Here is a 21,536-nt window from a genome sequence, read left to right as displayed (position 1 = left end):
GAAGGGAAGACCCCGGCGATTCTGCCGATGCGAAAACAGGCGGCCGGGGCGGACACTGACCGGATGCCGCACAGATTCGTGTCGTTCGACGGGATCGAGATCAGCTATCACGACTGGGGCCAGCCCTCCGGCGTACCCCCGGTGATTCTTCATCACGGTTTTGCGGTCGACGCCCGTACCAACTGGATCCTGCCTGGCATCGTCGACGCGATCGCGTCCTCCGGCCGCCGGGTCATCGCGCTCGACGCCCGCGGCCACGGCGCCTCCGGCAAGCCCACCGACCCCGCCCGCTACGGCGAGGACACCATGGCCCGTGACCTCTCCGTCCTGATCGACCGCTTGGGCGAGGCCGAGGTCGACCTGGTCGGCTACTCGATGGGCGGCGTCGTCGCCGCGATCGCCGCCACCATCGACCGCCGCATCCGCCGTCTGATCATCGGTGGCGTGGCCGCGAGCCTGGCCGAGTCCGGCGGCGTCGACTCCCGCGTCCTCCCCCGCGCCGAGGTCATCGCGGTCCTCCTGGCCGACGACCCCACCACGATCGCCGCCTCGCCCGCGCTCCCGTTCCGCACGCTTGCCGACGCCACCGGCGCGGACCGCCGTGCGCTGGCCGCCCAGGTCACCGCCGCCCACCACACCCCGATCCCGCTTGACACCATCACGGCCGAAACCTTGATCCTGTGCGGCCGCGACGACCTGTTCGCGGCCCGGCCGGAGGCGCTCGCCGCGGCAATCCCACGGGCCCGCCAGCACCTGATCCCCGGCGACCACCTCGGCGCGGTCCGCGACCCCGCCTTCAGCCGGGCCATCGTGGACTTTCTCAACGCCCGGCACGGGTCCCCGCTCGCGACCCCCGCTGAGATTCCCTGACGGCCCGGCCCACCGCGGGCCGGTCGAGGCGCACCTGAACAAGGTGTACAGGCCTCACCCGACGCTAGGCGCCGAGCCGGACCTGTCAGCGCTTCTCGCAGGCGATCTTGTCCTGGTCGCGGTCGAGGCGCTTGTTGAGGGCGTAGACCTTGGGGGCGACAGTGAAGTTGTGGACCGGCTTGGTGTTGCCCTTGACCTTGTCGACGGCGTAGCGCTTGGCGACTCCGTGCGGGTAGACCTCGCGCAGTTCCGTGCAGTTGGCGAAGGACGTCGCGGTCGGCTCCACCGGCTTGGCGGCCACGGCGGCCAGATCCGCGGTGGCCACGACCGGGCTCGCGAAGGCTCCGGCCGGCGCGGCCGTGGCGGGCTGCGAGAGCGGAGCCGCGAGCAGCAGCAGCGGTGCGGCAAGCGTCGTGAACAGCGTGTTCCTCAGTGTGCGTGACATGACGACATTCCCCCGTCGACGATCCGAATAACAATCACCGAGATCTTGACGGGTACGGGAACCCCGCGCGGCGCAACGATTCCATGTCACCCGACGGGGTGATGGGTGTGATCGTGCGACCGCGGATCGCGCAGAGAGGAGCCCTCGGCGACGACCGGTGCCCGCGGGAGCGAACGGTCGCAAGCCCGGCGGAAGCGGGTAGATCCGGCCCTTGACCTGCGCTCTGGAACGACGACGCTCTACAAAGTCCGCGCTCTGGAAGGGCTGCGTTCTAGAACGATGACGCCATCGCCGTGACCAGCAGGGCGGTCACCGTGCGCGACATGGCGGCGCGGGCGTCGTCGATGCTGAGGGACAGTTCGTCGCGGAGGAGTGACCAGCCGGCCCAGGTGGTGGAGATGCTCAGTGCGTCGAGGAGCTGGCCCCGGCCCGGCCCGGCGGCGAGCAGTTCGTGGGCGAAGAGGGCCTCGATCTCGGTGCGGACGCGGGCGATGTGGCGGCGCCGGTTGTCCTGGAGTTGGGCGGAGAACGGCTGCTTGATCGTCGCGGCGCGGGCGAGCGGCGCGACGATCTCGAGCATGCGGGCGCGCTGGCGGCAGAACTCGTCGACCCGGGTGGTGAACGGCAGCGCCGGGTCGATCTCGGTCCAGGCCGCTTCCTGCCGGGCGACGAGCAGCTGGTCGGTGGCGGCGAACAGCGTCTCCAGGTCCTTGAAGTTGGTCCACAGCGCGCGGAGGGAGACGCCGGCCCGTTCCGCGATGCGTTCGCCTGTGGGTTTGAGGTCGCCCTCGGAGATCAGCGAGTAGTGCGCGACGACGATGGCGCGGCGGGTGCGTTCGGCACGGGCGGTACGGCCGTCGACTCTGCCCGGGGTGGCATTCCCGCCATTGGCTATGGCGGTGCGTGCCTCAGCCATGTCCTTTACCGCCCCATGTCGCCGGCGCCGGGCACCGGGTGTCGTTGCCGGAACGGATCCCGGCGCCATCACAGTCACGCACCACCACAGTCACGCACCACCACAGTCACGCACCACCACAGTCACGCACCACCACAGTCACGCACCACCGCAGTCACGCACCGTCAACGGAACAGCGTCAGGAGGCGAGTTTCGCCCGCAGGCGCTTGCGGTCCACCTTACCGACCGAGGTCAGCGGGATCGCCTCGACGATACGTATCTCTCTCGGGTACTTGTTCGCGGACAGCACCGTCTTCGTGTAGGCGATCAGCTCCTCCGAGGTGCAGTCTGGCGCATTGACCGTGACCATCGCGACGACCTCCTCGCCGAGCCGGTTGTCCGGCCGCCCGACCACGGCGCACCCGGTCACCGCCGGATGCCGGATCAGCGCCTCCTCCACGTCGCGCGGATAGACGTTGTACCCGCCCCGGATGATCACATCCTTCTTCCGGTCGACGATGGACAAATAGCCCTCATCATCAAAAATGCCGATATCGCCGGTGCGCATCCACCCGTCGGCGGTGAAGTCACGCGTCCCGTCCCAGTAGGCGGACATGACGTTCGGCCCGGACGCGACCACCTCCCCGGCCTCCCCCACGGCCACCGGCTCGTCGTCGAAGCCGACCAACCGCAGCGACACGCCCGGCACCGGCCGCCCCACAGTCCCGGGACGGCTCTTCCCCGGCGGCGTCGACGTCAGGATCCCGGCCGTCTCGGTGCAGCCGTACCCCTCCAGGATCTGCACCGACGGCACCCGCCGCTGGAACTCCTCCGCCACCGCACGCGGCAGCGCGGCCGCACCGGAGAACACGTTCCGCAGTGACGACAGGTCGAAGTCCTCAAGCGGCTGGGCCAACAACATCGAGAGCATCGAGGGTACGACCGCCGCCTGCTGCACCCGATGCTCCTCCGCCAGCCGCAACCAGGTCGGCGCGTCGAAGAAGCGCAGCAGCGCGGTCGATTCCGGCTCCGGGATCTGCTGCGTCCCGACCGTCACAAGCATCCCGTAGGAGTGGGACAGCGGCAGCGCGGTGACCGACCGCGAGATGCCCGGCACGAAGCTGACCTGCCGGGACGCGCTCGACGCCGCGTCGATGTTCGCGTGGGTGAGCGCCACGCCCTTGCTGCGCCCGGTCGTCCCGCCGGTGTAGAGCAACGCGGCCAGCGCGTCCTCACCACGGTCGACGAGCGTGCCGGGCTCGATCTCCAGCGGCGCGAAGTCCACGATCACCGGGATGTTCAGCCCGGCCACCGCGGCCTGCACCTTCGGCACCAGCTCGGCCGTGGTGAGCACGGCGACCGCACCGGAGTCGTCGATCATGTGGCGCAGCTCGGCCGGCGTGACCAGGAAGACGATAGGCGTCACCACCGCCCCGGCGCGCCAGATCGCGTGATAGCTGATCACGACCTCGGGACAGTTCGCCATGAAGACCACGACTCGGTCGCCGGGCTTGACGCCTATCGACCGCAGCCCGGCGCTGAACCGCACGGCCCGGTCGAACAGCTCCCCGGACGAGTGCCAGACGCCCTCCGCACAGACGGCCGGGTAATCCCCGTGCTTCTCACGGGCGTTCTCGAAGAGGCGCGCGAGGTTCATCCTGTCTCCTTGGTTCGTGACCGCACTCACTGTGACCAACGGGCCAGTTCTCGGCGGGCCAGGCCGCGGCGATGGACCTCGTCGGGGCCGTCGGCGAGGCGCAGGGACCGCGCACCTACCCACAGCTGGGCCAGTGGCGTGTCCTGGCTGACGCCGCCCGCGCCGTGCGCCTGCACCGCCTTGTCCAGAATCCACTCCACGGTGGACGGTACGGCGATCTTGATGGCCTGGATCTCGGTGTGCGCGCCGCGGTTGCCGACCGTGTCCATCAGCCAGGCGGTCTTCAGCACCAGCAGGCGCAGTTGCTCGATCCGGATCCGCGACTCCGCGATCCAGTCCTGGACGACGCCCTGGTCCGCGAGCGGCCTGCCGAACGCGACGCGGGACGTGACCCTGCGGCACATCAGCTCGATCGCCCGCTCGGCCATCCCGATCAGCCGCATGCAGTGGTGGATCCGCCCCGGGCCGAGGCGCGCCTGCGAGATAGCGAAACCATCGCCTTCGGCGCCGATCAGATTCTCCGCGGGTACGCGTACCCCGTCGAAATTGATCTCCGCGTGCCCACCGTGGTCCGCGTCGTCGTAGCCGAACGTCCGCATGCCGCGCACGATCGTCACGCCGGGCGTGTCGCGGGGCACCAGGATCTGGCTCTGCTGGCGGTGCCGTTCCGCTGCGGGGTCGGTCTTGCCCATCACGATCAGGATCGCGCAGGCCGGGTTCATCGCGCCGGTGATGAACCACTTCCGCCCGTTGATCACGTAGTCGTCGCCGTCGCGCACGATGCTCGTGGTGATGTTCGTGGCGTCCGACGAGGCCACGTCCGGCTCGGTCATCGCGAACGCGGACCTGATCCGGCCGTCGAGCAGCGGTTCCAGCCACTCCTTCTGCTGCGCCGCGGTGCCGAACTCGGCGAGCAGCTCCATGTTTCCGGTGTCCGGGGCGGCGCAGTTCAGCGCGGCCGGCGCGAGCGCGGGACTTCGCCCGGTCAGCTCGGCCAGCGGTGCGTACTGCAGGTTCGTCAGGCCGGCGCCGCGTTCCCCGGGGAGGAACAGGTTCCACAGCCCGCGCGCCCGGGCCTCGGCCTGCAACCCGGCGAGCACCGCCGGCGGCCCCCAGTTCCCGGGCTCGTGGTGCGCGAGCGAGGCCTCGGCCGGGTAGACGTGCGAGTCCAGGAAGTCCGTCAGCCGGGCCTGGTAGTCCCGGGTCGTCTCGTCGTACGCGAAGTCCATGGTCAGCCCTTCTCCAGCGCGGCGAGCCCGGCGTCGACAAGCGGCAGGACGCGCGCGCCGATCGTGTCGAAGCCCGCCCCGACCGTCTTGCCCTGGGTGTAGCGGAAGTGGACGCCCTCGAGGATCACGGCGAGCTTGAACGCGGACATCGCCGTGTACCAGCGCAGATTCCCAACGTCCCGCCCGGATTTTTCGGCATATCTGTGGATCACTTCGTCCACAGCGGGGTGGCCGGGCACCGTGGTGATCACGTCGAGCGCGCCGTGCGCGGCCGGCATCGGCGTGGCCAGGTAGACCGCGAACAGGCCGACGTCCGCGAGCGGGTCGCCGAGCGTGGACATCTCCCAGTCGAGCACCGCAGCGATCCGGTCACCCCGGCCGGTATCCACGACCGTGTTGTCAAGCCGGAAGTCGCCGTGCACGACTGTCGCGGCGGACAGCCCGGGTGCGGCCGCGGCCAGTCGCTCGTGCAGCGCGTCGATGCCCGGCAGGTCGCGGCTGCGCGAGCCGTCGAGCTGCCGTTTCCACCGGGACACCTGCCGCGCGTTGAACCCGTCCGGCCGCCCGAAGTCGGCCAGCCCGGCCTGCTCCGGGTCGATGGCGTGCAGGTCCGCGAGCGTGTCGGCCAGGCGGAACGTCAGCGCCCGGACCCGGTCCGGCCCGAGCGCGGCAAGTGACGCCGGGTCCCGCAGCACCGCGCCCTCGACGTGCTCCATCAGGTAGAACGGCGCACCGATCACGTCCGGATCGGCACAGAAGTGAAGCATCGCGGGTACGGGCACGGCCGTCCCCCGCAGCGCCGCCATCACCCGGTGCTCGCGGCCCATGTCGTGCGCGGTGGCAAGCACGTGCCCGAGCGGCGGCCGCCGTACCACCCAGGTGGTCGCGCCGTCGGTGACCGTGTAGGTCAGGTTGGACCGCCCACCCGCGATCACCGCCCCGTCCAGCGGCCCGGTGACCAGCCCCGGCAGCGCCGCGTCGAGGTGTGTGCGAAGCGCCTCCAGATCGAGGCCCGGCGGACTCGGCACGGTGTCGCCGCCGCGTGCTCCCGCCCCGCCGGCTGGCCGCGGCGCCGTTTCGGCAGCGCTCACGAGGCCGCCTCCGCCTTCTGCTGCAGCCGGTTCATCGAGCCCAGCCAGCGTTCCGGCTCGGCCGCGCGGCGGGCGTAGAACTCCGCGACCTCCGGGTGCGGCAGGATCAGGAAGCGGTCGTCGGTGAGCGCCTCACACACCCGTTCCGCGACCTCGTCCGCGCCTATCGCGCCGGGACCGAGGAGCAGGTCGCCGACCGGCCCGGTGCCGGCAAGCATCGGCGTGCGCACCCCCTGCGGGCAGAGCGCCTGGACCACTATGCCGCGGTGTGCGTAGGTGGCGCGCATCCACTCCGCGAACCCGACCGCCGCATGCTTCGTCACCGAGTACGGCGCGGAGCCGAGCATGGTGAGCAGCCCGGCCGCGGACGCGGTCACCAGGAACCGCCCGCTCCCCCGTTCCAGCCAGCGCGGCAGCGCCGCCTTGGCCGCGTGCACGTGGGCCAGCACGTTCACCCGCCAGGCCAGGTCCCAGTCCTCGGCCGGCGCGGCCTCGGTGCCGGTCGTGGGCACACCCGCGTTCGCACAGAACAGGTCCAGCCCGCCGAGCGACGCCCAGGCGAACGCCACAAGCCGCTCCACGAACTCCGGATCTGCGGCGTCCCCGGCGAACGCGCGGCCGCCCACCTCGTGCGCGACGTGGTGCGCCGCGACCGGGTCCAGGTCGTTGACCACGACCACGGCGCCGCCGGCCGCGAACCGGCGGGCCATGGCCGCCCCGATCCCGGAGCCCCCGCCGGTCACCACGACCACGGCGCCGGTCAACTCCATCGCGGTCATGCCGGCCTCCCCACCCTGCTGCGACCCTGGCGCTCGGGGGCGTTCGCACGCCGGTGGATCGGCCGAGCTGTCGATTCGAAACCGCTCACGGCACGATCACCACCCGTCCGGTCGTGTCGCCTGCCGCAAGCGCGGTCAGCCCTTCCACCGCCCGGTCCAGCGGCAGCACCCGCGAGACGTAGGGGTCGATCGCGCCCTTCGCGGCAAGCTCCGCGAGCGCGGCAGCGGCCTCGTGCACCACCGCGGGGCGGCGGCTGCGGTAGAGCCCCCAGTGCAGGCCGACCACGCTGTAGTTCTTCACGAGCGCGTGGTTCGTGGCCGCCTTCGGGATGTCGCCGGACGCGAAACCGACGATCACGATCCGCCCCTCGAACGCGACGACCTTCGTGGACGCCGCGAACGCGCTGCCGCCGACCGGGTCGTAGATCACGTCAGCGCCGCCCGGGCCGCACGCCTCCTTGAGCGCGCCGACCAGGTCGTCCCCGGCCGCGACCCGGTCCACCACCTCGTCCGCGCCCAGCTCACGCGCGATGCGGGCCTTCTCCGCACCGCCGGCCACGCCGACCACGCGGGCGCCCGCGGCCTTGCCGAGCTGGATCGCGGCCGAGCCGACGCCGCCGGCCGCCGCGTGCACGAGCAGCGTCTCGCCGGGTCGCAGGTGGGCGCGGGTGTGCAGGCCGACCCAGCCGGTCTGGTAGCCGACGAAGAACGCGGCGGCCTTGGTGTCGTCAAGTTCCGGTGGGGCCGGGTAGAGGAAGCGGGCGTCCGCGAGTGCGTAGTCGGCGAGCGCGCCGTGTGGGAGCGCGGCGCCGCCGATCACCCGGTCCCCGGCGCGCAGGCCGGTGGTGCCGGGGTCCACGACCTCGCCGCACAGCTCGATGCCGGGCGTGAACGGCAGCGGCGGACGCTCCTGGTAGAGACCCTGGACGAGCAGCGCGTCCGGGAAGTTGAGCGCGCACGCGCGTACCCTCAGCAGGGTTTGATGGTCGTGGGGGATCGGCTTTTCCAGGTCTGTGCCGAGTTGCAGCGCCGTCTCCGGCGCGCCCGTCCGGTGCACCTGCCAGGCCCTCATGCGACGCTCCCGCCCATCAGCGACAGGCCGCCGTCGAGCACAAGCGTCTGGCCGGTCAGCCAGGCGGCGTCGTCGGAGGCGAGGAACGCGACCGCGCCGGCCACGTCCTCCGGCACACCAAGTCTCTTCAGCGGGTACGACGCCGCGACCGCCTCCTCGCGCCCCTGGTAGAGCGGCGTGGCGAAGCGCGTCTTGACCACCGCGGGGGCGACCGCGTTCACCCGGATGCCCGGCCCCAGCTCGACCGCGAGGCACGCGGTGAGGTGGCTGAGCGCGGCCTTGCTGACGCCGTAGAACGCGATGCCCGGCGACGGCGTGACGCCCGCGACCGAGCAAATGTTGATCACTGAGCCGGTGGTCAGGCCGCCGTCCTTGATCGCGCGCTGGGTCCAGCCGAGCGCGCCCAGCAGGTTGACCTCCAGGATCTTGCGGGCCGCGCCCAGGTCCAGGTCGGCGAGCGGCCCGGCGACCGGGTTGATGCCCGCGTTGTTGACCAGGATGTCGACGCCGCCGAACGCCGCCACGGCCGCGGCGATCGTCTCGGCGCGGTGCTCGTCGTCGTCCGCCTTGCCGGCCACGCCGCGTGCCTGCGGGCCGAGCTCCTCCACCGCCTCCCGCAGCGTCTCCGCCTTGCGGGCGGTGATCACCACGTTCGCGCCCTGGTCGATCAGGCGGCGGGCGATGCCGAGCCCGATGCCGCGGGACGCACCGGTCACGACCGCCGTCCGTCCACTGAGGCTTCGCTTGTCTCCGGTCACTGCGCCTCCAGATTTGTGCACCACGCCTCCAGATTTGTGCACCGCCGATGCAGATATTAGGCGATGGCTTTATACATTTCTAGTGCATAAACTTAACCGTCCTTAGGATGGATTCTGCCCCATCACGACGCCCCTCGGAGGTACCCGCGCAATGAGAGTCTTCGATGACCCGGCGAAGCTGGCGGCCGCCGCCGGCGAACATCTCGGCTACAGCGACTGGACCACAGTCGATCAGGCCCGGATCGACGCGTTCGCCACCGCGACCGGCGACGACCAGTGGATCCACGTGGACCCGGCGCGCGCGGCCGCCGGCCCGTTCGGCGCCACGATCGCGCACGGTTTCCTGACGCTTTCGCTGATCCCCGCGCTCTCCTGGCAGGTCTACAGGATCGAGGGGGTACGGATGGGCATCAACTACGGCCTCGACCGCGTCCGCTTCCCCGCGCCGCTGGTGTCCGGCTCCCGCGTCCGGGCCGGCGTGCTGCTGCTCTCCGTCACCCCGGCCGCCGGCGACGCGCTCCAGATCGCGGCCGAGGTCACGCTCGAACGCGAGGGCGGCGAGAAGCCTGTCTGCGTCGCCCAGACGCTGTCCAGGGTGTACCCCTGACTCACGGCCCGACGCGGACCCACGGGTTGCAGCGGCTGGTACTGAAGATCGCGTCGGACGCGTCGACAGTGACTGTCGGCGCGCCCTTGGCGATGCCGTTGGTGATGATCGTGTCGATGGCGCCGTCGGCCGAGCTGGACCGCTGCCAGTAACAGGCCGACGTGTTGCCGACGGTGCGGTAGGTGCCGGGCACGAAATCCGCCCCGACCAGGTAGACGCCGTCGCCGGGCAGCGTGGTGCGGGTGGAGACCCTCTGCAGCCCCGAGTCGAAGATGCGCCGCCACCGGCTGCACCCGCTGGTCCGGAACACCCGGTCGGACGGGCGGATGTAGACGATGCGCTGCCCGCTGCCGATGTCGTTCGCGAGGATGCTTGCCGGCCGGCCGCTCGCGTTCCGCGCCCGGTGCCAGTAGCAGGCGGTCGCGCCGGTCGCGCGGTAGACGCCGGGCTGGAAGTCGCGGCCCACCCGGTAGGTGCCGGCCCCGCCGAACGAGTTGGGCGGGGCGGCCCCGGCCGGCGAGGCCGCCGTCAGGATCAGCAGAGTCAGCGCCACACACCAGAGGAAACGCGCCATGACCTGCAGATTCTAACGGCGGACACACCGTGCCGAGGCCGGAACGTCAAGCCGCGGGAATCCCGTTCGCCGGTGGGGCCGGCGGGGCGACCTGATACTCGGTGACCGGGCCGCTCTCCGAGTCCGTCTCGTAGGCCGGGCCGAAGTAGTCCTGCGTCGTGCCGGTCACCCTGGTCATCCGCAGCCCGCCGTACCCGGAGTGGTCGTCCTTGGAGAAGCGCAGCGGGGCGAGCCCCGGTCCGGTGAATCCGCCCTTCTGCACCGCGTCCAGCAGCGACTCACGCGTCAGGTCCTTCCCTGCCGCCTGCAGCACCTGCACGAACAGGTACCCGACCGACATGCCGTAGATCGTGTTCCCGTCGAACGGCGCGCCCGCGTTGTACTGCGTATTGATCTTCTGGAACAGCTGCACCCACGGGTCGGACGCGGCCGACGCGGCGGGCAGGTAATTCGCCCCGACCAGGCCCTCCAGCAGCGGCTTCGCATCGCCGAGCGACTTGGCGAGCGTGTTGTAGTCGCCGCCGACGTTCGAGACCAGCCACTGCGGCCGGAAGCCCTGCCGCGCGGCCGCGCCGATGGTCAGCGCCGTGAAGCCCGGCACGGTGGCCAGCACCACGACCTCGCAGCCGCCGGCCTTGAACGCGTCCACCTGCGGGCCCACGTTTGTGACACTCGTCGTGTAGGTCTGTTTGACCGTCACGCCGGCATCCCCGACCACGCCGGTCACGCCGAGCAGGCTGTCCCGGCCGAAGTCGTCGTCCTGCCCGAGGAAGCAGAGCTTCTTACCCGCGAAGTTCTTCTGCGCGTAGGTAGCCAGGATCTTCCCCTCGACCGTGTAGTCCGGGTTGAAGCCGAACGTGCCCGGATACTTCGCCGGCTGGTCCCAGCTGCGGCTGCCGGACGCCACGAACAGGTCCGGGACACGCTGGCTGTTGAGGAAGTCGAGCACGCCGGTGTGGGTGGGCGTGCCGAGCCCGTTCAGGATCGCGAAGACCTTGTCCTGCAACACCAGCTCACGTACCACCTGCTGGGTGTTGGCGGGGTTGTAGCCGTCGTCCTTGACCTTGAGCGTGATCTTTCGCCCGTTCACCCCACCGGCCGCGTTGACATAGTCGAAGTAGGCCTTGGTGGCGGGCGCGATCTGCGAGTACCCGGCCGAGGCCGGTCCGGTGAGCGGCATGTGGGTGCCGACGACGATCTCGGAGTCGGACACCCCGGGCACCGAGGCGCCGGAACCCGAATCGGACCCGGAGGAGCAACCGGCGACGACCAGGAGCAGGGCGAGCGACAGCACGGCTTTGCGCATTATCGACCTCGATTCAAGAGAAGAGAATCATCAGCGGGTACGCCGCGGCGCCACCCGTCGTGCCAATCCTTGAATGCCGCCCGGTGCCGCGATCATCACCACGATGAGCGTGATGCCGAAGATCGCGAGCGGCAGATTTCCCTCAAGCCGCTGCGCCAGACCGGGCGACAGCGGCACCACCTCGGTGATCCGGGCGGTCAGGTCCGGAAGCGCGACAAGCAGGATCGCGCCCCAGACCGCGCCGGCCAGGCTGCCGAGCCCGCCGACCACGATCGCCATCACCAGGAACAGCGACAGCGTCAGCGAGAACGCGCCCGGCGACACGCTCAACGCGAGCACCGCGAGCACGCCACCACCGAGTCCGGCCCCGGCCGCGCTGACCACGAACGCCAGGATCTGGGTGCGGGCCACGTGGAGACCGGAGAGCTGGGCCGCGATCTCGTCGTCGCGGACCGCGCGGAACGCCCGGCCGTACCGGCTGGCGGCCAGGTTCCCGAGCAGCAGCATGGTGAGAAGCGCCGCGGCCAGCGCGATCCACGCCTGCCAGCGCTCGAACGGGAAGTCGTAGCCGAACGGCGGCGGCGCCAGATAGAACGTGAGCCCCTGATCGCCACCGAGCACGTCGTGGAACATGGTGGCGATGCCGGGCACCACCACCGCGACCGCGAGCGTGACCCCGGCCAGGTAGGGACCGCGCAACCGGGCCGCCGCAAGCCCGATGACCGCGCCGGCGAGCGTGGTGGTCAACACCCCCGCGGCAAGCGACAACGGCAGACTGCCAAAAGCCTCCTGCATGAGCGCCACGGTGTACGCCCCGGTCGCCATCAGCGCGCCGTGGCCGAGCGACAGCTGCCCGCACAGTCCGGTGAGGACGGTCAGGCCCGCGGTCGCGCACAGGTAGGCCGCGACCGTGGCAAGTTGATAATTCTGAAAGCTCGGCAGCAGATAGGTGAGACCGAGCAGCGCCACCGCGGACACGATCGTCCAGATATATCGCTTCATATCCGCCTCGCCGCCTGCTTCGCGAACAAACCGTCCGGGCGGATCAGCAGCACCGCGAGCAACAACACGATGATCGCCAGCGGCGTGACCTGATCGCCCAGATATCCGCCCACGAACGACAGCACCAGCCCGACCGCGAGCCCGCCGATCACCGCGCCGGCCGGGCTATCCAGGCCGCCGACCACGGCCGCGGTGAACGCGACCACGAACGACCGGTCCATCGCGTTCGGGTGCAGGCCGAACTCGGTCGGGATGATCAACATCCCGGCCAGCGCGCCGACGCCGGCCGCGAGCACCCAGCCGAGCAGCAGCATGCCGCTCACGTTCACGCCCAGCAGCCGGGACACCTCAGGCGCGAACGCGGACGCCCGCAACCGCAGCCCCGCCTTCGTCCGGGTGAACAACAACGCCAGCGCACCGACCGTGACCCCGACCGCCGCGAAGACGAAGACGTCATAGGGCGAGAGCCCCGCGAACCCCGCCGTCCTGTCGAACGCGGGCGGCGCCGGCCGGAACTCGTTGCCGTACACGATGCCCAGCACCGCCGTGATCAGCAGCACCAGGCCGAGCGCCACAATCACCGCGTTCAGCGGCCGGTCATGCCCGACGTGCCGCATGACCAGCCGCTCCACCAGCCAGCCCAGCGCCAGCCCACCGGCCAGCGCGGCCACGAACCCGAGCCAGAACGAGCCGGTCGCGGCCGTGACGCTGTGCCCGGCATAGGCCGCCGCGACCGCCATCGCGCCCTGCGCAAAGTTGACGATCCGGGCGCCGCGCCAGATCAGCACCAGCGCGAGCGCCATCGCGGCGTAGACCGCGCCCCGGGACAGCCCGTCCACAGTGAGGAATGCGATTCGATCCATCAGAACCCCAGGTAGGCGTGCCGGAGAGCGTCGTCGTCCCGGAGCAGCGCGGCCTCCGCCTCACGCACCACCCGGCCCAGCGACATGACCACGCCCCGGTCCGCGACCGAGAGCGCACTGCGCACGTTCTGCTCGACAAGCAGCACGGCCAGGCCGGTGTCGTCACGCAACCGCGCCAGCAGGCCCATCAGCTGCGCGGTGACCCGGGGCGCGAGCCCGAGCGACGGCTCGTCGAGAAGCAGCAGACGCGGGCGGCCGACAAGCGCGCGGCCGATCGCAAGCATCTGCCGCTCACCGCCGGACAACTGGTGGCCGGCGTGCCCACGACGTCTTGCCAGCGGTGCGAAGAGCTCGTACACCTCGTTCAGCGCGCGCCGCGCGTCCCGCCGGTCGGTGCGGAACAGGCCGCCCAGCCGCAGATTCTCGTCCACGGTCAGCTCCGCGACCACGCCCCGCCCCTCCGGAACGTGCGCCATACCGCGGCGCACCCGATGCTCGACCGGAACCCGCGCGAGCTCCTCACCCGCAAGCAGCACCCCGCCACCGGACGGCCGGAGCAGGCCGGAAACGGTACGCAGCAACGTGGTCTTGCCGGCGCCGTTCGCGCCGAGGACCGCCACGATGGTCCGCTCCAGCACGCTGAACGTGACCTCGTGCAGGACCGGCGCGGCCCCGTACCCCGCGGTGATGCTGTTGATCGCCAGCAACGGCACGCTCACCGGGCCACCGTCCCCACCCCGCCCGGCGGCAACTCCGACGCCGGTCCGCGGGTCACATCCGGGTCCGCCGCCGGGTGGGCGGTCACATCCGCGTCCGCCGCCGGGCCGCCGGTACCGTCGGCTTCCTCTGGGCCGCGGCGCACATCCGCGTCGGCCGCCGGGTGGGCGGCCACATCGGCGTCCGCCGCCGGGCCGCGGGGCACGCCCGGGTCCGCCGCCGAACCGCCGGTACCGTCGGCTTCCGCCGGGCCGCGGCGCACATCCGCATCCGCCGCCGGGCGGGCGGCCACATCGGCGTCCGCCGCCGGCCTGCGGGGCACGCCCGGGTCCGCCGCCGGGTGGGCGTCGGTGATCGCGTCCGTGCCCAGGTAGGCGGCTGCGACCGCGGGGTCGCCGCGCACCTGGTCCGGCGTGCCGGTGGCGACGACCTTTCCGAAGTCCAGCACCACGATCTCGTCGCAGACCGACATCACCAGGTCCATGTGGTGCTCGACAAGCAGCACCGCCGTGCCCGCGGTCTCCGGCAGCTCCCGGATCAGCACCGCCAGCTCCTCGATCTCCTCGGCGCCCAGCCCGCCCGCCGGCTCGTCGAGCAGCAGCAGCCGGGGCCCGGCCGCGAGCGCGCGGGCAAGCCCCGCCTTCTTCTGGATCGCGTAGGGCAACGTGGCCGGCAGCGCATCCGCATGCTTCCCGATGCCGAGCGCGTCCAGCTGCCGGACCGCCTCGTCCCGCAACCGCGTCTCCTCCCGGGTGGACCTCGGCAGCGCGAGCAGCGAGGAGAGAAACCCCGCCCTGGCGGTCACTGTTGCGCCGGCCATCACGTTCTCCGCGAGCGTGAGCCCGGCGAACAGCCCGACCCCCTGCAACGTCCGGGCGATCCCCCTCCGCACCAGGCGATGCGGCTTCGGCCGCAGTGGCTCGCCGTCAAGCGCGATCGTGCCGGTATGCGGCGCCACAAACCCGCAGACCACGTTGAAGACCGTGGTCTTACCGGCCCCGTTCGGCCCGATCACGCCGACGATCCGCCCCGGCGGCACCCGCAGCGACACGTCGTCAAGCGCGGTCAGCCCGCCGAACCGCACGCCGATCCCGTCCAGCGTGAGGCCTTTGTCGTTTGATTCTCCGTGCGGTAGTGGTGCGCCCATGGTCACCTCGCCCATCACCCGGCGGCTGCGCGATCGCCCCGTCTCAGGTAATTACACTGGGAGTGTATATTCAAGAAACGCCACGTCAATACCAACGACATAACGACGAATCATCGATATCTTCCCATCTCACCCGCACCCCGCCCAGACATTCCACCCTGGACACCCCGCGGCCTTCCCCCCAGCCGGCCACAAAGACCAGCCCTCCCACCGCCGCGCCACAGCCCTCACACCCCATGCCGCAGCCCTCCACACCCCGCGCCGCTGCCCTCCGAACCGCCGCAGCCCTCCGCGCCGCCGCAACCCGCGCACACCGCCTTGGGCTTCCTAGGAGGCTAGCTCTATTCGCTCCCGAGGTGACCTGCGAGCCTGTGTGATCAATCAGTGGAGCAAAAGATAGGTCATCTTCGCTATTTGATCTACTTTTCGCTCCACTGATTGATCACACAGGCCCAGCTCAGACCGACGATGCGGGGCAAGGTGGTGCGGAAGGCGAGTTGGAGCGAACCGCCGCCGAAAGCAGCCTAGGAGGCTGATCCATATCCTCTTTACGCGACTCGGGACGGCTCGCAGCGCGTCCCCTCATGCCGGCACAGCTCACCGCTAACGCAGCCACACACACCGCAGCACACACGCGAGCACAGCACGGGCCGCCGCCGCAGCACGGGCCGCAGCCGCAGCACGGGCGGCGGCGCAGCACGGGCGGCGGCGCCGGAGGGCGGGGGTCAGGGGAGGGCGGGGCCGACTACTGAGGTGACGAGGCGGGTGACGTCTTGGGGGGCGGTGTCGCGGCGGCCGGCGGCGAGGAGGTGGCTGGAGCCGAGGAGGGTGAGGGCCAGCATCTGCGGGTCGGCGTCGGGAAGCAGGCGGCCGGCGTCGCGTTCCAGCGTGAGGTAGTCGGCGACCATCGCGGCTGCGTCGGACAGCAGCGGTACGCCGCCGGGGTAGGCGGTGCGAAGGCGTACCCGCAGATCGTCCCTGAAGATCATGAGCCCGATCAGGGCGGTCGCGACCGAGCCGAAGAGGTCGAGGAGCACGTCGGTCAGGTTGCCGATGACGGTGCCGGAACCGGCGTCGGCGCGGAGAACTGCGGCGCGGTCCGCGAGCCGGGCGATGCGGTCGTCGATCAGCGCGGCGAGGAAACCGTCGAAGTCGGCGAAGTGCCGGTGCAGCACGCCCTTGGCCACGCCCGCCTCGGTGGTGACGGCGCGGCTTGTCAACCCCTGTGCGCCGTCGCGGAGCAGGACCCGCTCGGCGGCGCCGAACAGGTGCTCGCGGACGTCGCGGATGGCCACCCCGGTCGGCACGTGTGCGCTCCTCTGCTCGGTGCGAACTCTAGCCGGTCGCTAAGTGGGCACGCGCCCACTAGAGTGGGCACATGCCCACTAACCCGGAAACGCACACGTATCGTCAAGTTGCCGAGTCGTTCGGCGTGGACGCGGCACGCTACGACCGGACCCGCCCGCGCTATCCGGACGAGATGATCCGGACCATCCTGGCGGCCACCACTCCGCACCGCGACGTGCTCGACGTCGGTTGCGGCACCGGCATCTCGTCCCAGCCGTTCCTGGACGCCGGCTGCGCCGTGCTGGGCGTCGAGCCCGACCCGCGGATGGCCGGCGTCGCCCGCCTGAGGGGCGTCGAGGTGGAGGAGTCAACGTTCGAGGCGTGGGATCCGGGCGGACGCACGTTCGACCTGGTCGTGGCCGGTCAGACCTGGCACTGGGTGGACCCGGTCGTGGGCGCCCGCCGCGCCGCCGAGGTCCTGCGCCCGCACGGCCGCCTCGCCGTGTTCTGGAACGGGATGCAGCCCGAGCCCGCGCTCGCCGAGGCGTTCGCGGCGATCACCGCGCGCCTGCTACCGGAGGCGCCGGTCCTGTCGAGCGCGGCCGGCGCCTACGAGACCATGAGCGGCACCGCGGCCTCCGGCATGATCACAGCAGGTGGCTTCGACGAGCCCGAGACGTGGCAGTTCGCGTGGGAGCGCCGCTACACGCGCGACGAGTGGCTGGACCAGCTGCCTACGTTCGGCTTTCACACGCGCCTCCCGGCCGAGCGCCTGCAGCCGATCCTGGAGGCGAACGGCGCGGCGGTCGACGAGGCCGGCGGCGCGTTCACCATGCAGTTCACCGCCATCGCGGTCAGCGCCCGGCGGCGTTGACACCCGGTGCTCGACGCCGGAGGTTCAGTAGGCCGCGTCGAGGTCGAGCAGCGACGCCAGCTCCCGCCGATGCGCTGGCGCCGCTCCCAGCGCGATCGACGTCGTCTTCGCCCGCTTCAGGTAGAGGTGGGCCGGATGCTCCCAGGTGAAGCCGATGCCGCCGTGCAGCTGGACGCACTCCTCCGCCGCCCGCACCGCCGCCGGCCCGCAGTGCGCCTGCGCAAGCGCCGCCGCCAGCCGTGGTTCCGTACCCCCGAGATCGTCCTCGTCGGAGACCGTGCCGGCGGCGTAGCGCGCCACCGCCCGGGACTGTGTGACCGACACCCACACGTCCGCCAGCCGGTGCTTGACCGCCTGGAACGAGCCGATCGGGCGTCCGAACTGCAGTCGCGTCTTCGCGTACTCCACAGTGGTGTCGAGGCACCACTCGGCCACGCCGAGCTGCTCGGAGGCGAGCACCGCCGCACCGGCCGTGAACGCGGCCGCGACCGCCGGTCCCGCCGGCCCGATCAACCGCCCGGGCGCGCCGGTCAGCTCCAGGTCCACAAGCGGCCGGGTCACATCCAAGGACACCACGGGGGTACGGCTGACGCCGGGCCCGTCCGCCGCCACCTCGTACAGCCCACCGTCGGCCGGCACCAGCAGCACGTCCGCGACCAGCGCGTCCGCCACCGACTCCACCCGGCCGGTCAGCTCACCGCCGGCCACCGTGATCGACGGCAGCGGACCGGCGAACGGCACCGCAAGCGCCACACACGCGGAGCCGTCCGCGATCCGGGGCAGGACCGACGTGTCACCCGCGACCCGGAGCGCGACAGGAGCCAGGACCGCGCACCCGAGGTACGGCACCGGGACCAGGAAGCGGCCCAGCTCCTCCAGGACCAGCGCCGTCTCCCGCAGTGACGCGCCCGCGCCGCCAAGCTTCTCCGGCACGACAAGCCCTGTCACGCCCACCTCCGTGGTCAGCAGCCGCCACACGTCCGCGTCGAAGCCGTCGTCCGCCGACCAGGATCGGGAACGGAGCAGGCCGCGCAGCGAGTCCCGAAGCGATTCCTCGTCCGCGCTGTAGAGCAGGTTCATCGGGGCAGCTCCCGCCAGGGGACGGTGGTGTCGGTGCGCGGCTCGGCGGGCAGGCCGAGCACGCGTTCGGCGATGATGTTGTGCAGGATCTCGGAGGTGCCGCCCTCGATCGAGGTGCCCTTGGCGCGCAGCCACCGGTACGTCGGCGACCGCCCCTCGAAGTCGACGAGCTCGCCGCGCCGCATGGTCCAGTCGTCGTGCCGCAGCCCGTCGGCGCCGCGCAGCTCCAGCTCCAGCCCGGTGATCCGCTGGGCGAGTTCCGCGAACGCCAGCTTGACCGCGGACCCCTCCGGACCCGGTTCCCCGGCGGCGAGCTGCTGCCGGACGCGCGCGCCGGTGAGCCGTGCCGCCTCGGCCGCCACCCACAGCCGGATCATCTCGTCCTGCGCGGCTGCGGACCGTACCCCCGGATCGCTCTTCCAGAGGTCTGTCAGGATGCCGATCAGGCCACCGCCGCGCGGCAGGGCGCCGCCGCCGATCGAGACGCGCTCGTTCATCAGCGTGGTGCGCGCGACCGACCAGCCCTCGCCGACCTCGCCGAGCCTCAGGTCGTCCGGGAGGAACACATCGGTCAGGAAGACCTCGTTGAACTCGGCCTCGCCGGTGAGCTGGCGCAGCGGCCGCACCTCGACGCCGGGCGCGGTCATGTCGCAGACGAAGTACGTCAGGCCCCGGTGTTTCGGCAGGCCGGGGTCGGTACGGGCGAGCAGGATCGCCCAGCGTGCCCGGTGTGCCAGCGAGGTCCAGACCTTCTGCCCGGTGATCCGCCAGCCGTCGCCGTCGCGGACCGCGCGGGTGGCGAGCCCGGCCAGGTCGGAGCCGGCGCCGGGCTCGCTGAACAGCTGGCACCACAGCTCCTCGCCGGTCCACAGCGGGCGCAGGAACCGCTCTCGCTGCGCGGGCGTGCCGTGCTTGAGGAGGGTGGGCGCGGCCATGCCGAGGCCGATGCCGATCCGGCGCGGATCGTTCGACGGCGTGCCGGCCAGTTCCTCGTCGACGATCGCCTGCTGGTCGCGGGGCGCGCCGAGCCCGCCGAGCCCTTCCGGGTAGTGCACCCAGGCCAGGCCCGCGTCGAACCGGGCGCGCAGGAACGCCTGGGGGTCGTCGGTCGCCGTCGAGGATCGGAATGCCCGTGCCAACGCCCGGACATCAGGCACGCGGCCCACCTGCCACGTAGATGACCTGCCCGGAGACGAATCCGGCGCCCTCGGAGACGAGGAACGAGATGGTGTGCGCGACGTCGTCCGGGCGGCCGACCCGGCGTACCGGGATCTGCTCCGCGGCCTTCTCCTGGTAGACGTCGAACGGCACGTTGACGCGCGCGGCGGTCGCGGCCGTCATGTCGGTGACGATGAAGCCGGGCGCGACCGCGTTCGCCGTCACGCCGAACGGGCCGAGCTCGAACGCAAGCGTCTTGGTGAGGCCCTGCATGCCGGCCTTCGCGGCCGCGTAGTTCGCCTGGCCCCGGTTGCCGAGCGCGGACGTGCTCGACAGGTTGACGATCCGGCCCCACTTCGCGGCCGTCATGTGTGCCTGCGCGGCCCGGCTCATCAGGAACGCGCCGCGCAGGTGGACGGTGAGCACGGTGTCCCAGTCGCTCTCGGTCATCTTGAAGAGCAGGTTGTCGCGGATGACGCCGGCGTTGTTGACGAGCACCACCGGCGGGCCAAGCTCCGCAGCGATCCGGTCCACCGCGGCGGTGACCTGTGCGGCGTCCGCGACGTCCGCGCCGACCGCGAGCGAGCGCCCGCCGGCGGCCGCGATCGCGTCCGCGGTGATCTTCGCATCCGTCTCGGCCAGGTCCAGGACCGCGACGGCGAACCCGTCCGCGGCCAGGCGCACGGCCGTGGCCGCCCCGATCCCGCGTGCTGCCCCGGTCACGATCGCCACGCGCTGCTGCTCCGCCATTCGGCCCACTCCTCCGCAGTTTTTGCACCTTCAGTGCACAATAAACCAGCGTTCAGGACCCACGCTAGTACGTACGCGGAGGAATGGACCGTCGTCTTTCTACGCCGAGACCCTCTCCCGGATCGCCCCGACCTTCGACCGGCCCCACTCCACGCTGCGATCGAGGAACGCGCGGCTCATCACCCACAGGCAGACACCCGCGTTGATGAACGAGCCGACCACGTCGCTCGGGTGGTGCATGCCGCGGTACATCCGGGTCAGCGCGACGCCGAGCGGGATCGAGATCAGCAGCGCCAGCCACGCCCACTTCGTCCGCCTGCGCACCGCGTGGAACGCCAGCACCAAGCCGAGCGCGACGTAGAGCGCGGTCGCTGCGGAGGTGTGCCCGGACGGGAAGCTCGACGTCGGCGGCGACGCGTCCATGTGCACGACCGCCGGGCGCGACCTGTCGATCGCAAGCGTGGTCAGCACGAAGATGATCGACTGGGCCAGCACGGCGCCGATCACGAACGCCGGCTCCCGCCAACTGCGCAGCCACAGGTACAGCCCCAGCGCGACCACGGCGGTCACACCGATGACCACAGACGTGCTGGCGATCGTGCTGTAGACAAGCGAGATCACGTCCGGCGTGCCGCCGCGCTCCCGCTCCAGCTGACGGTTGACCTCGTCCTCAAGCGTGAGCGGCCAGACGTCATTGAGCACGCGCGTGATGAGCAGGCCGAGCCCGACCATGAAGGCGTACAGGAGAACAAGTGGCAGCACCAGACGTATGGCGGCCTGCCGTATCACGGCCCAGGTTCCGGCGAGAGACATGGCGAAGTCCATACCCTGCCGTTGCGCGCGACCAAACCCCACGTGACAGTTCCTCACCTCTAAACCTTGGTAGAGGTGTAGGTAGGATGCCGGCCATGCCGAGAGCACGCACCACATTCCACGAGATGACGGTCGGGCAGGTGGCCGAGCGCAGCGGGGTCGCGGTGTCGGCGCTGCACTTCTACGAGCGCAGCGGGCTGATCCGCAGCACCCGGACGTCGAGCAACCAGCGCCGGTTCAGCCGGGACACGCTGCGCCGGGTCGCGTTCATCAGGGCGTCGCAGTACGTCGGCATCCCGCTCGCCACCATCCGGGCCGCGCTTGACCGGCTGCCCAGCGAGCGCACGCCGACCCGGGACGACTGGGCCGAGCTCTCCGCCACCTGGCGTACCGATCTGGACGCGCGGATCACCCAGCTCCAGGCGCTGCGCGACGACCTCACCGACTGCATCGGCTGCGGCTGCCTGTCGCTCAAGTCCTGCCACCTGACCAACCCACGCGACGTGCTCGGCGGCCAGGGCCCGGGCGCACACCGGCTCCCGCCGGTGCGCTGAGCGTTCGG

23 protein-coding genes are annotated in these 21,536 nt (G+C 71.3%); 4 read left to right on the top strand and 19 right to left on the bottom strand.

Annotated features, from left to right (window positions below):
• Positions 1–63: 63 nt before the first annotated feature.
• Positions 64–870 carry an alpha/beta fold hydrolase gene (locus ACIA8K_RS31850; RefSeq protein WP_396065954.1) on the top strand — a complete coding sequence of 269 codons (807 nt, stop codon included), beginning with the start codon at positions 64–66 and terminating at the stop codon, positions 868–870.
• Between the two features lie 85 nt (positions 871–955).
• Here the strand turns inward: ACIA8K_RS31850 and ACIA8K_RS31845 are convergent, their stop codons facing one another.
• The 8 genes from ACIA8K_RS31845 to ACIA8K_RS31810 all read right to left on the bottom strand — a co-directional run bounded on the left by ACIA8K_RS31845 (position 956) and on the right by ACIA8K_RS31810 (position 8,796).
• Positions 956–1,315, bottom strand: a complete 360-nt coding sequence (locus ACIA8K_RS31845) for an excalibur calcium-binding domain-containing protein (RefSeq protein ID WP_396065952.1) — start codon at positions 1,313–1,315, stop codon at positions 956–958.
• Positions 1,316–1,586: 271 nt separating this feature from the next.
• Complete coding sequence (locus tag ACIA8K_RS31840; RefSeq protein WP_396065950.1) at positions 1,587–2,231, bottom strand: TetR/AcrR family transcriptional regulator; 645 nt, start codon at positions 2,229–2,231, stop codon at positions 1,587–1,589.
• 178 nt (positions 2,232–2,409) lie between these two features.
• Positions 2,410–3,867: a class I adenylate-forming enzyme family protein gene (locus ACIA8K_RS31835; RefSeq protein WP_396065948.1), complete on the bottom strand. Its 1,458-nt coding sequence runs from the start codon at positions 3,865–3,867 to the stop codon at positions 2,410–2,412.
• Positions 3,868–3,893: 26 nt separating this feature from the next.
• Positions 3,894–5,096: an acyl-CoA dehydrogenase family protein gene (locus tag ACIA8K_RS31830; RefSeq protein ID WP_396065946.1), complete on the bottom strand. Its 1,203-nt coding sequence runs from the start codon at positions 5,094–5,096 to the stop codon at positions 3,894–3,896.
• A 2-nt stretch (positions 5,097–5,098) separates the two neighbouring features.
• Positions 5,099–6,124, bottom strand: a complete 1,026-nt coding sequence (locus ACIA8K_RS31825) for a phosphotransferase family protein (protein WP_396066042.1) — start codon at positions 6,122–6,124, stop codon at positions 5,099–5,101.
• A gap of 59 nt (positions 6,125–6,183) precedes the next feature.
• Positions 6,184–6,966, bottom strand: coding sequence for an SDR family oxidoreductase (locus ACIA8K_RS31820; protein ID WP_396065944.1), 783 nt, complete (start codon positions 6,964–6,966; stop codon positions 6,184–6,186).
• A gap of 85 nt (positions 6,967–7,051) precedes the next feature.
• Complete coding sequence (locus ACIA8K_RS31815) at positions 7,052–8,038, bottom strand: NADPH:quinone oxidoreductase family protein (protein WP_396065942.1); 987 nt, start codon at positions 8,036–8,038, stop codon at positions 7,052–7,054.
• Entirely contained in the window at positions 8,035–8,796 is a 762-nt protein-coding gene (locus ACIA8K_RS31810) for an SDR family oxidoreductase (RefSeq protein ID WP_396065940.1), read from the bottom strand. The genes ACIA8K_RS31815 and ACIA8K_RS31810 overlap by 4 nt, the downstream gene beginning before the upstream one ends.
• Before the next feature lie 151 nt (positions 8,797–8,947).
• Here ACIA8K_RS31810 and ACIA8K_RS31805 point away from each other — a divergent pair, with 151 nt between their 5' ends.
• The gene (locus tag ACIA8K_RS31805; RefSeq protein WP_396065938.1) at positions 8,948–9,403 is read left to right on the top strand and encodes a MaoC family dehydratase; all 456 of its coding nucleotides are present in this window, start codon (positions 8,948–8,950) and stop codon (positions 9,401–9,403) included.
• 1 nt (position 9,404) lies between these two features.
• On the opposite strand, the gene ACIA8K_RS31800 is transcribed toward ACIA8K_RS31805, so the two are convergent.
• The 7 genes from ACIA8K_RS31800 to ACIA8K_RS31770 all read right to left on the bottom strand — a co-directional run bounded on the left by ACIA8K_RS31800 (position 9,405) and on the right by ACIA8K_RS31770 (position 16,319).
• On the bottom strand, positions 9,405–9,977 hold the full coding sequence (locus tag ACIA8K_RS31800; protein ID WP_396065936.1) for a hypothetical protein: 573 nt from the start codon (positions 9,975–9,977) through the stop codon (positions 9,405–9,407).
• Positions 9,978–10,023: 46 nt separating this feature from the next.
• Positions 10,024–11,283, bottom strand: coding sequence for an ABC transporter substrate-binding protein (locus ACIA8K_RS31795; protein ID WP_396065934.1), 1,260 nt, complete (start codon positions 11,281–11,283; stop codon positions 10,024–10,026).
• Positions 11,284–11,313: 30 nt separating this feature from the next.
• Complete coding sequence (locus tag ACIA8K_RS31790) at positions 11,314–12,285, bottom strand: branched-chain amino acid ABC transporter permease (RefSeq protein ID WP_396065932.1); 972 nt, start codon at positions 12,283–12,285, stop codon at positions 11,314–11,316.
• Positions 12,282–13,148, bottom strand: a complete 867-nt coding sequence (locus ACIA8K_RS31785; RefSeq protein WP_396065930.1) for a branched-chain amino acid ABC transporter permease — start codon at positions 13,146–13,148, stop codon at positions 12,282–12,284. Before ACIA8K_RS31785 ends, ACIA8K_RS31790 begins: the two co-directional genes overlap by 4 nt.
• On the bottom strand, positions 13,148–13,867 hold the full coding sequence (locus ACIA8K_RS31780) for an ABC transporter ATP-binding protein (protein WP_396065928.1): 720 nt from the start codon (positions 13,865–13,867) through the stop codon (positions 13,148–13,150). The genes ACIA8K_RS31785 and ACIA8K_RS31780 overlap by 1 nt, the downstream gene beginning before the upstream one ends.
• Positions 13,864–15,027 carry an ATP-binding cassette domain-containing protein gene (locus tag ACIA8K_RS31775; protein ID WP_396065926.1) on the bottom strand — a complete coding sequence of 388 codons (1,164 nt, stop codon included), beginning with the start codon at positions 15,025–15,027 and terminating at the stop codon, positions 13,864–13,866. The genes ACIA8K_RS31780 and ACIA8K_RS31775 overlap by 4 nt, the downstream gene beginning before the upstream one ends.
• A gap of 710 nt (positions 15,028–15,737) precedes the next feature.
• The gene (locus ACIA8K_RS31770) at positions 15,738–16,319 is read right to left on the bottom strand and encodes a TetR/AcrR family transcriptional regulator (protein WP_396065924.1); all 582 of its coding nucleotides are present in this window, start codon (positions 16,317–16,319) and stop codon (positions 15,738–15,740) included.
• A gap of 71 nt (positions 16,320–16,390) precedes the next feature.
• Between ACIA8K_RS31770 and ACIA8K_RS31765 the strand changes: the two genes are divergently transcribed.
• On the top strand, positions 16,391–17,173 hold the full coding sequence (locus tag ACIA8K_RS31765) for a class I SAM-dependent methyltransferase (protein ID WP_396065922.1): 783 nt from the start codon (positions 16,391–16,393) through the stop codon (positions 17,171–17,173).
• 24 nt (positions 17,174–17,197) lie between these two features.
• Here ACIA8K_RS31765 and ACIA8K_RS31760 read toward each other — a convergent pair whose 3' ends face one another.
• The 4 genes from ACIA8K_RS31760 to ACIA8K_RS31745 all read right to left on the bottom strand — a co-directional run bounded on the left by ACIA8K_RS31760 (position 17,198) and on the right by ACIA8K_RS31745 (position 20,974).
• The gene (locus ACIA8K_RS31760) at positions 17,198–18,253 is read right to left on the bottom strand and encodes an acyl-CoA dehydrogenase family protein (protein ID WP_396065920.1); all 1,056 of its coding nucleotides are present in this window, start codon (positions 18,251–18,253) and stop codon (positions 17,198–17,200) included.
• Positions 18,250–19,410 (bottom strand): acyl-CoA dehydrogenase family protein, encoded by a 1,161-nt coding sequence (locus ACIA8K_RS31755; protein ID WP_396065918.1) that lies wholly within the window; start codon positions 19,408–19,410, stop codon positions 18,250–18,252. Before ACIA8K_RS31755 ends, ACIA8K_RS31760 begins: the two co-directional genes overlap by 4 nt.
• Positions 19,403–20,161: an SDR family oxidoreductase gene (locus ACIA8K_RS31750; RefSeq protein ID WP_396065916.1), complete on the bottom strand. Its 759-nt coding sequence runs from the start codon at positions 20,159–20,161 to the stop codon at positions 19,403–19,405. Before ACIA8K_RS31750 ends, ACIA8K_RS31755 begins: the two co-directional genes overlap by 8 nt.
• A gap of 99 nt (positions 20,162–20,260) precedes the next feature.
• Positions 20,261–20,974: a phosphatase PAP2 family protein gene (locus ACIA8K_RS31745; protein ID WP_396065914.1), complete on the bottom strand. Its 714-nt coding sequence runs from the start codon at positions 20,972–20,974 to the stop codon at positions 20,261–20,263.
• 95 nt (positions 20,975–21,069) lie between these two features.
• On the opposite strand from ACIA8K_RS31745, the gene soxR reads away from it, so the two are divergent.
• Positions 21,070–21,528 (top strand): redox-sensitive transcriptional activator SoxR, encoded by a 459-nt coding sequence (gene soxR, locus ACIA8K_RS31740; RefSeq protein WP_396065912.1) that lies wholly within the window; start codon positions 21,070–21,072, stop codon positions 21,526–21,528.
• Positions 21,529–21,536 lie beyond the last annotated feature (8 nt).

The sequence above is a fragment of the Catenuloplanes sp. NPDC051500 genome, from assembly GCF_044454585.1.
Classification (GTDB): Bacteria; Actinomycetota; Actinomycetes; order Mycobacteriales; family Micromonosporaceae; genus Catenuloplanes.
This window is presented reverse-complemented; position numbering and strand designations above follow the sequence as displayed.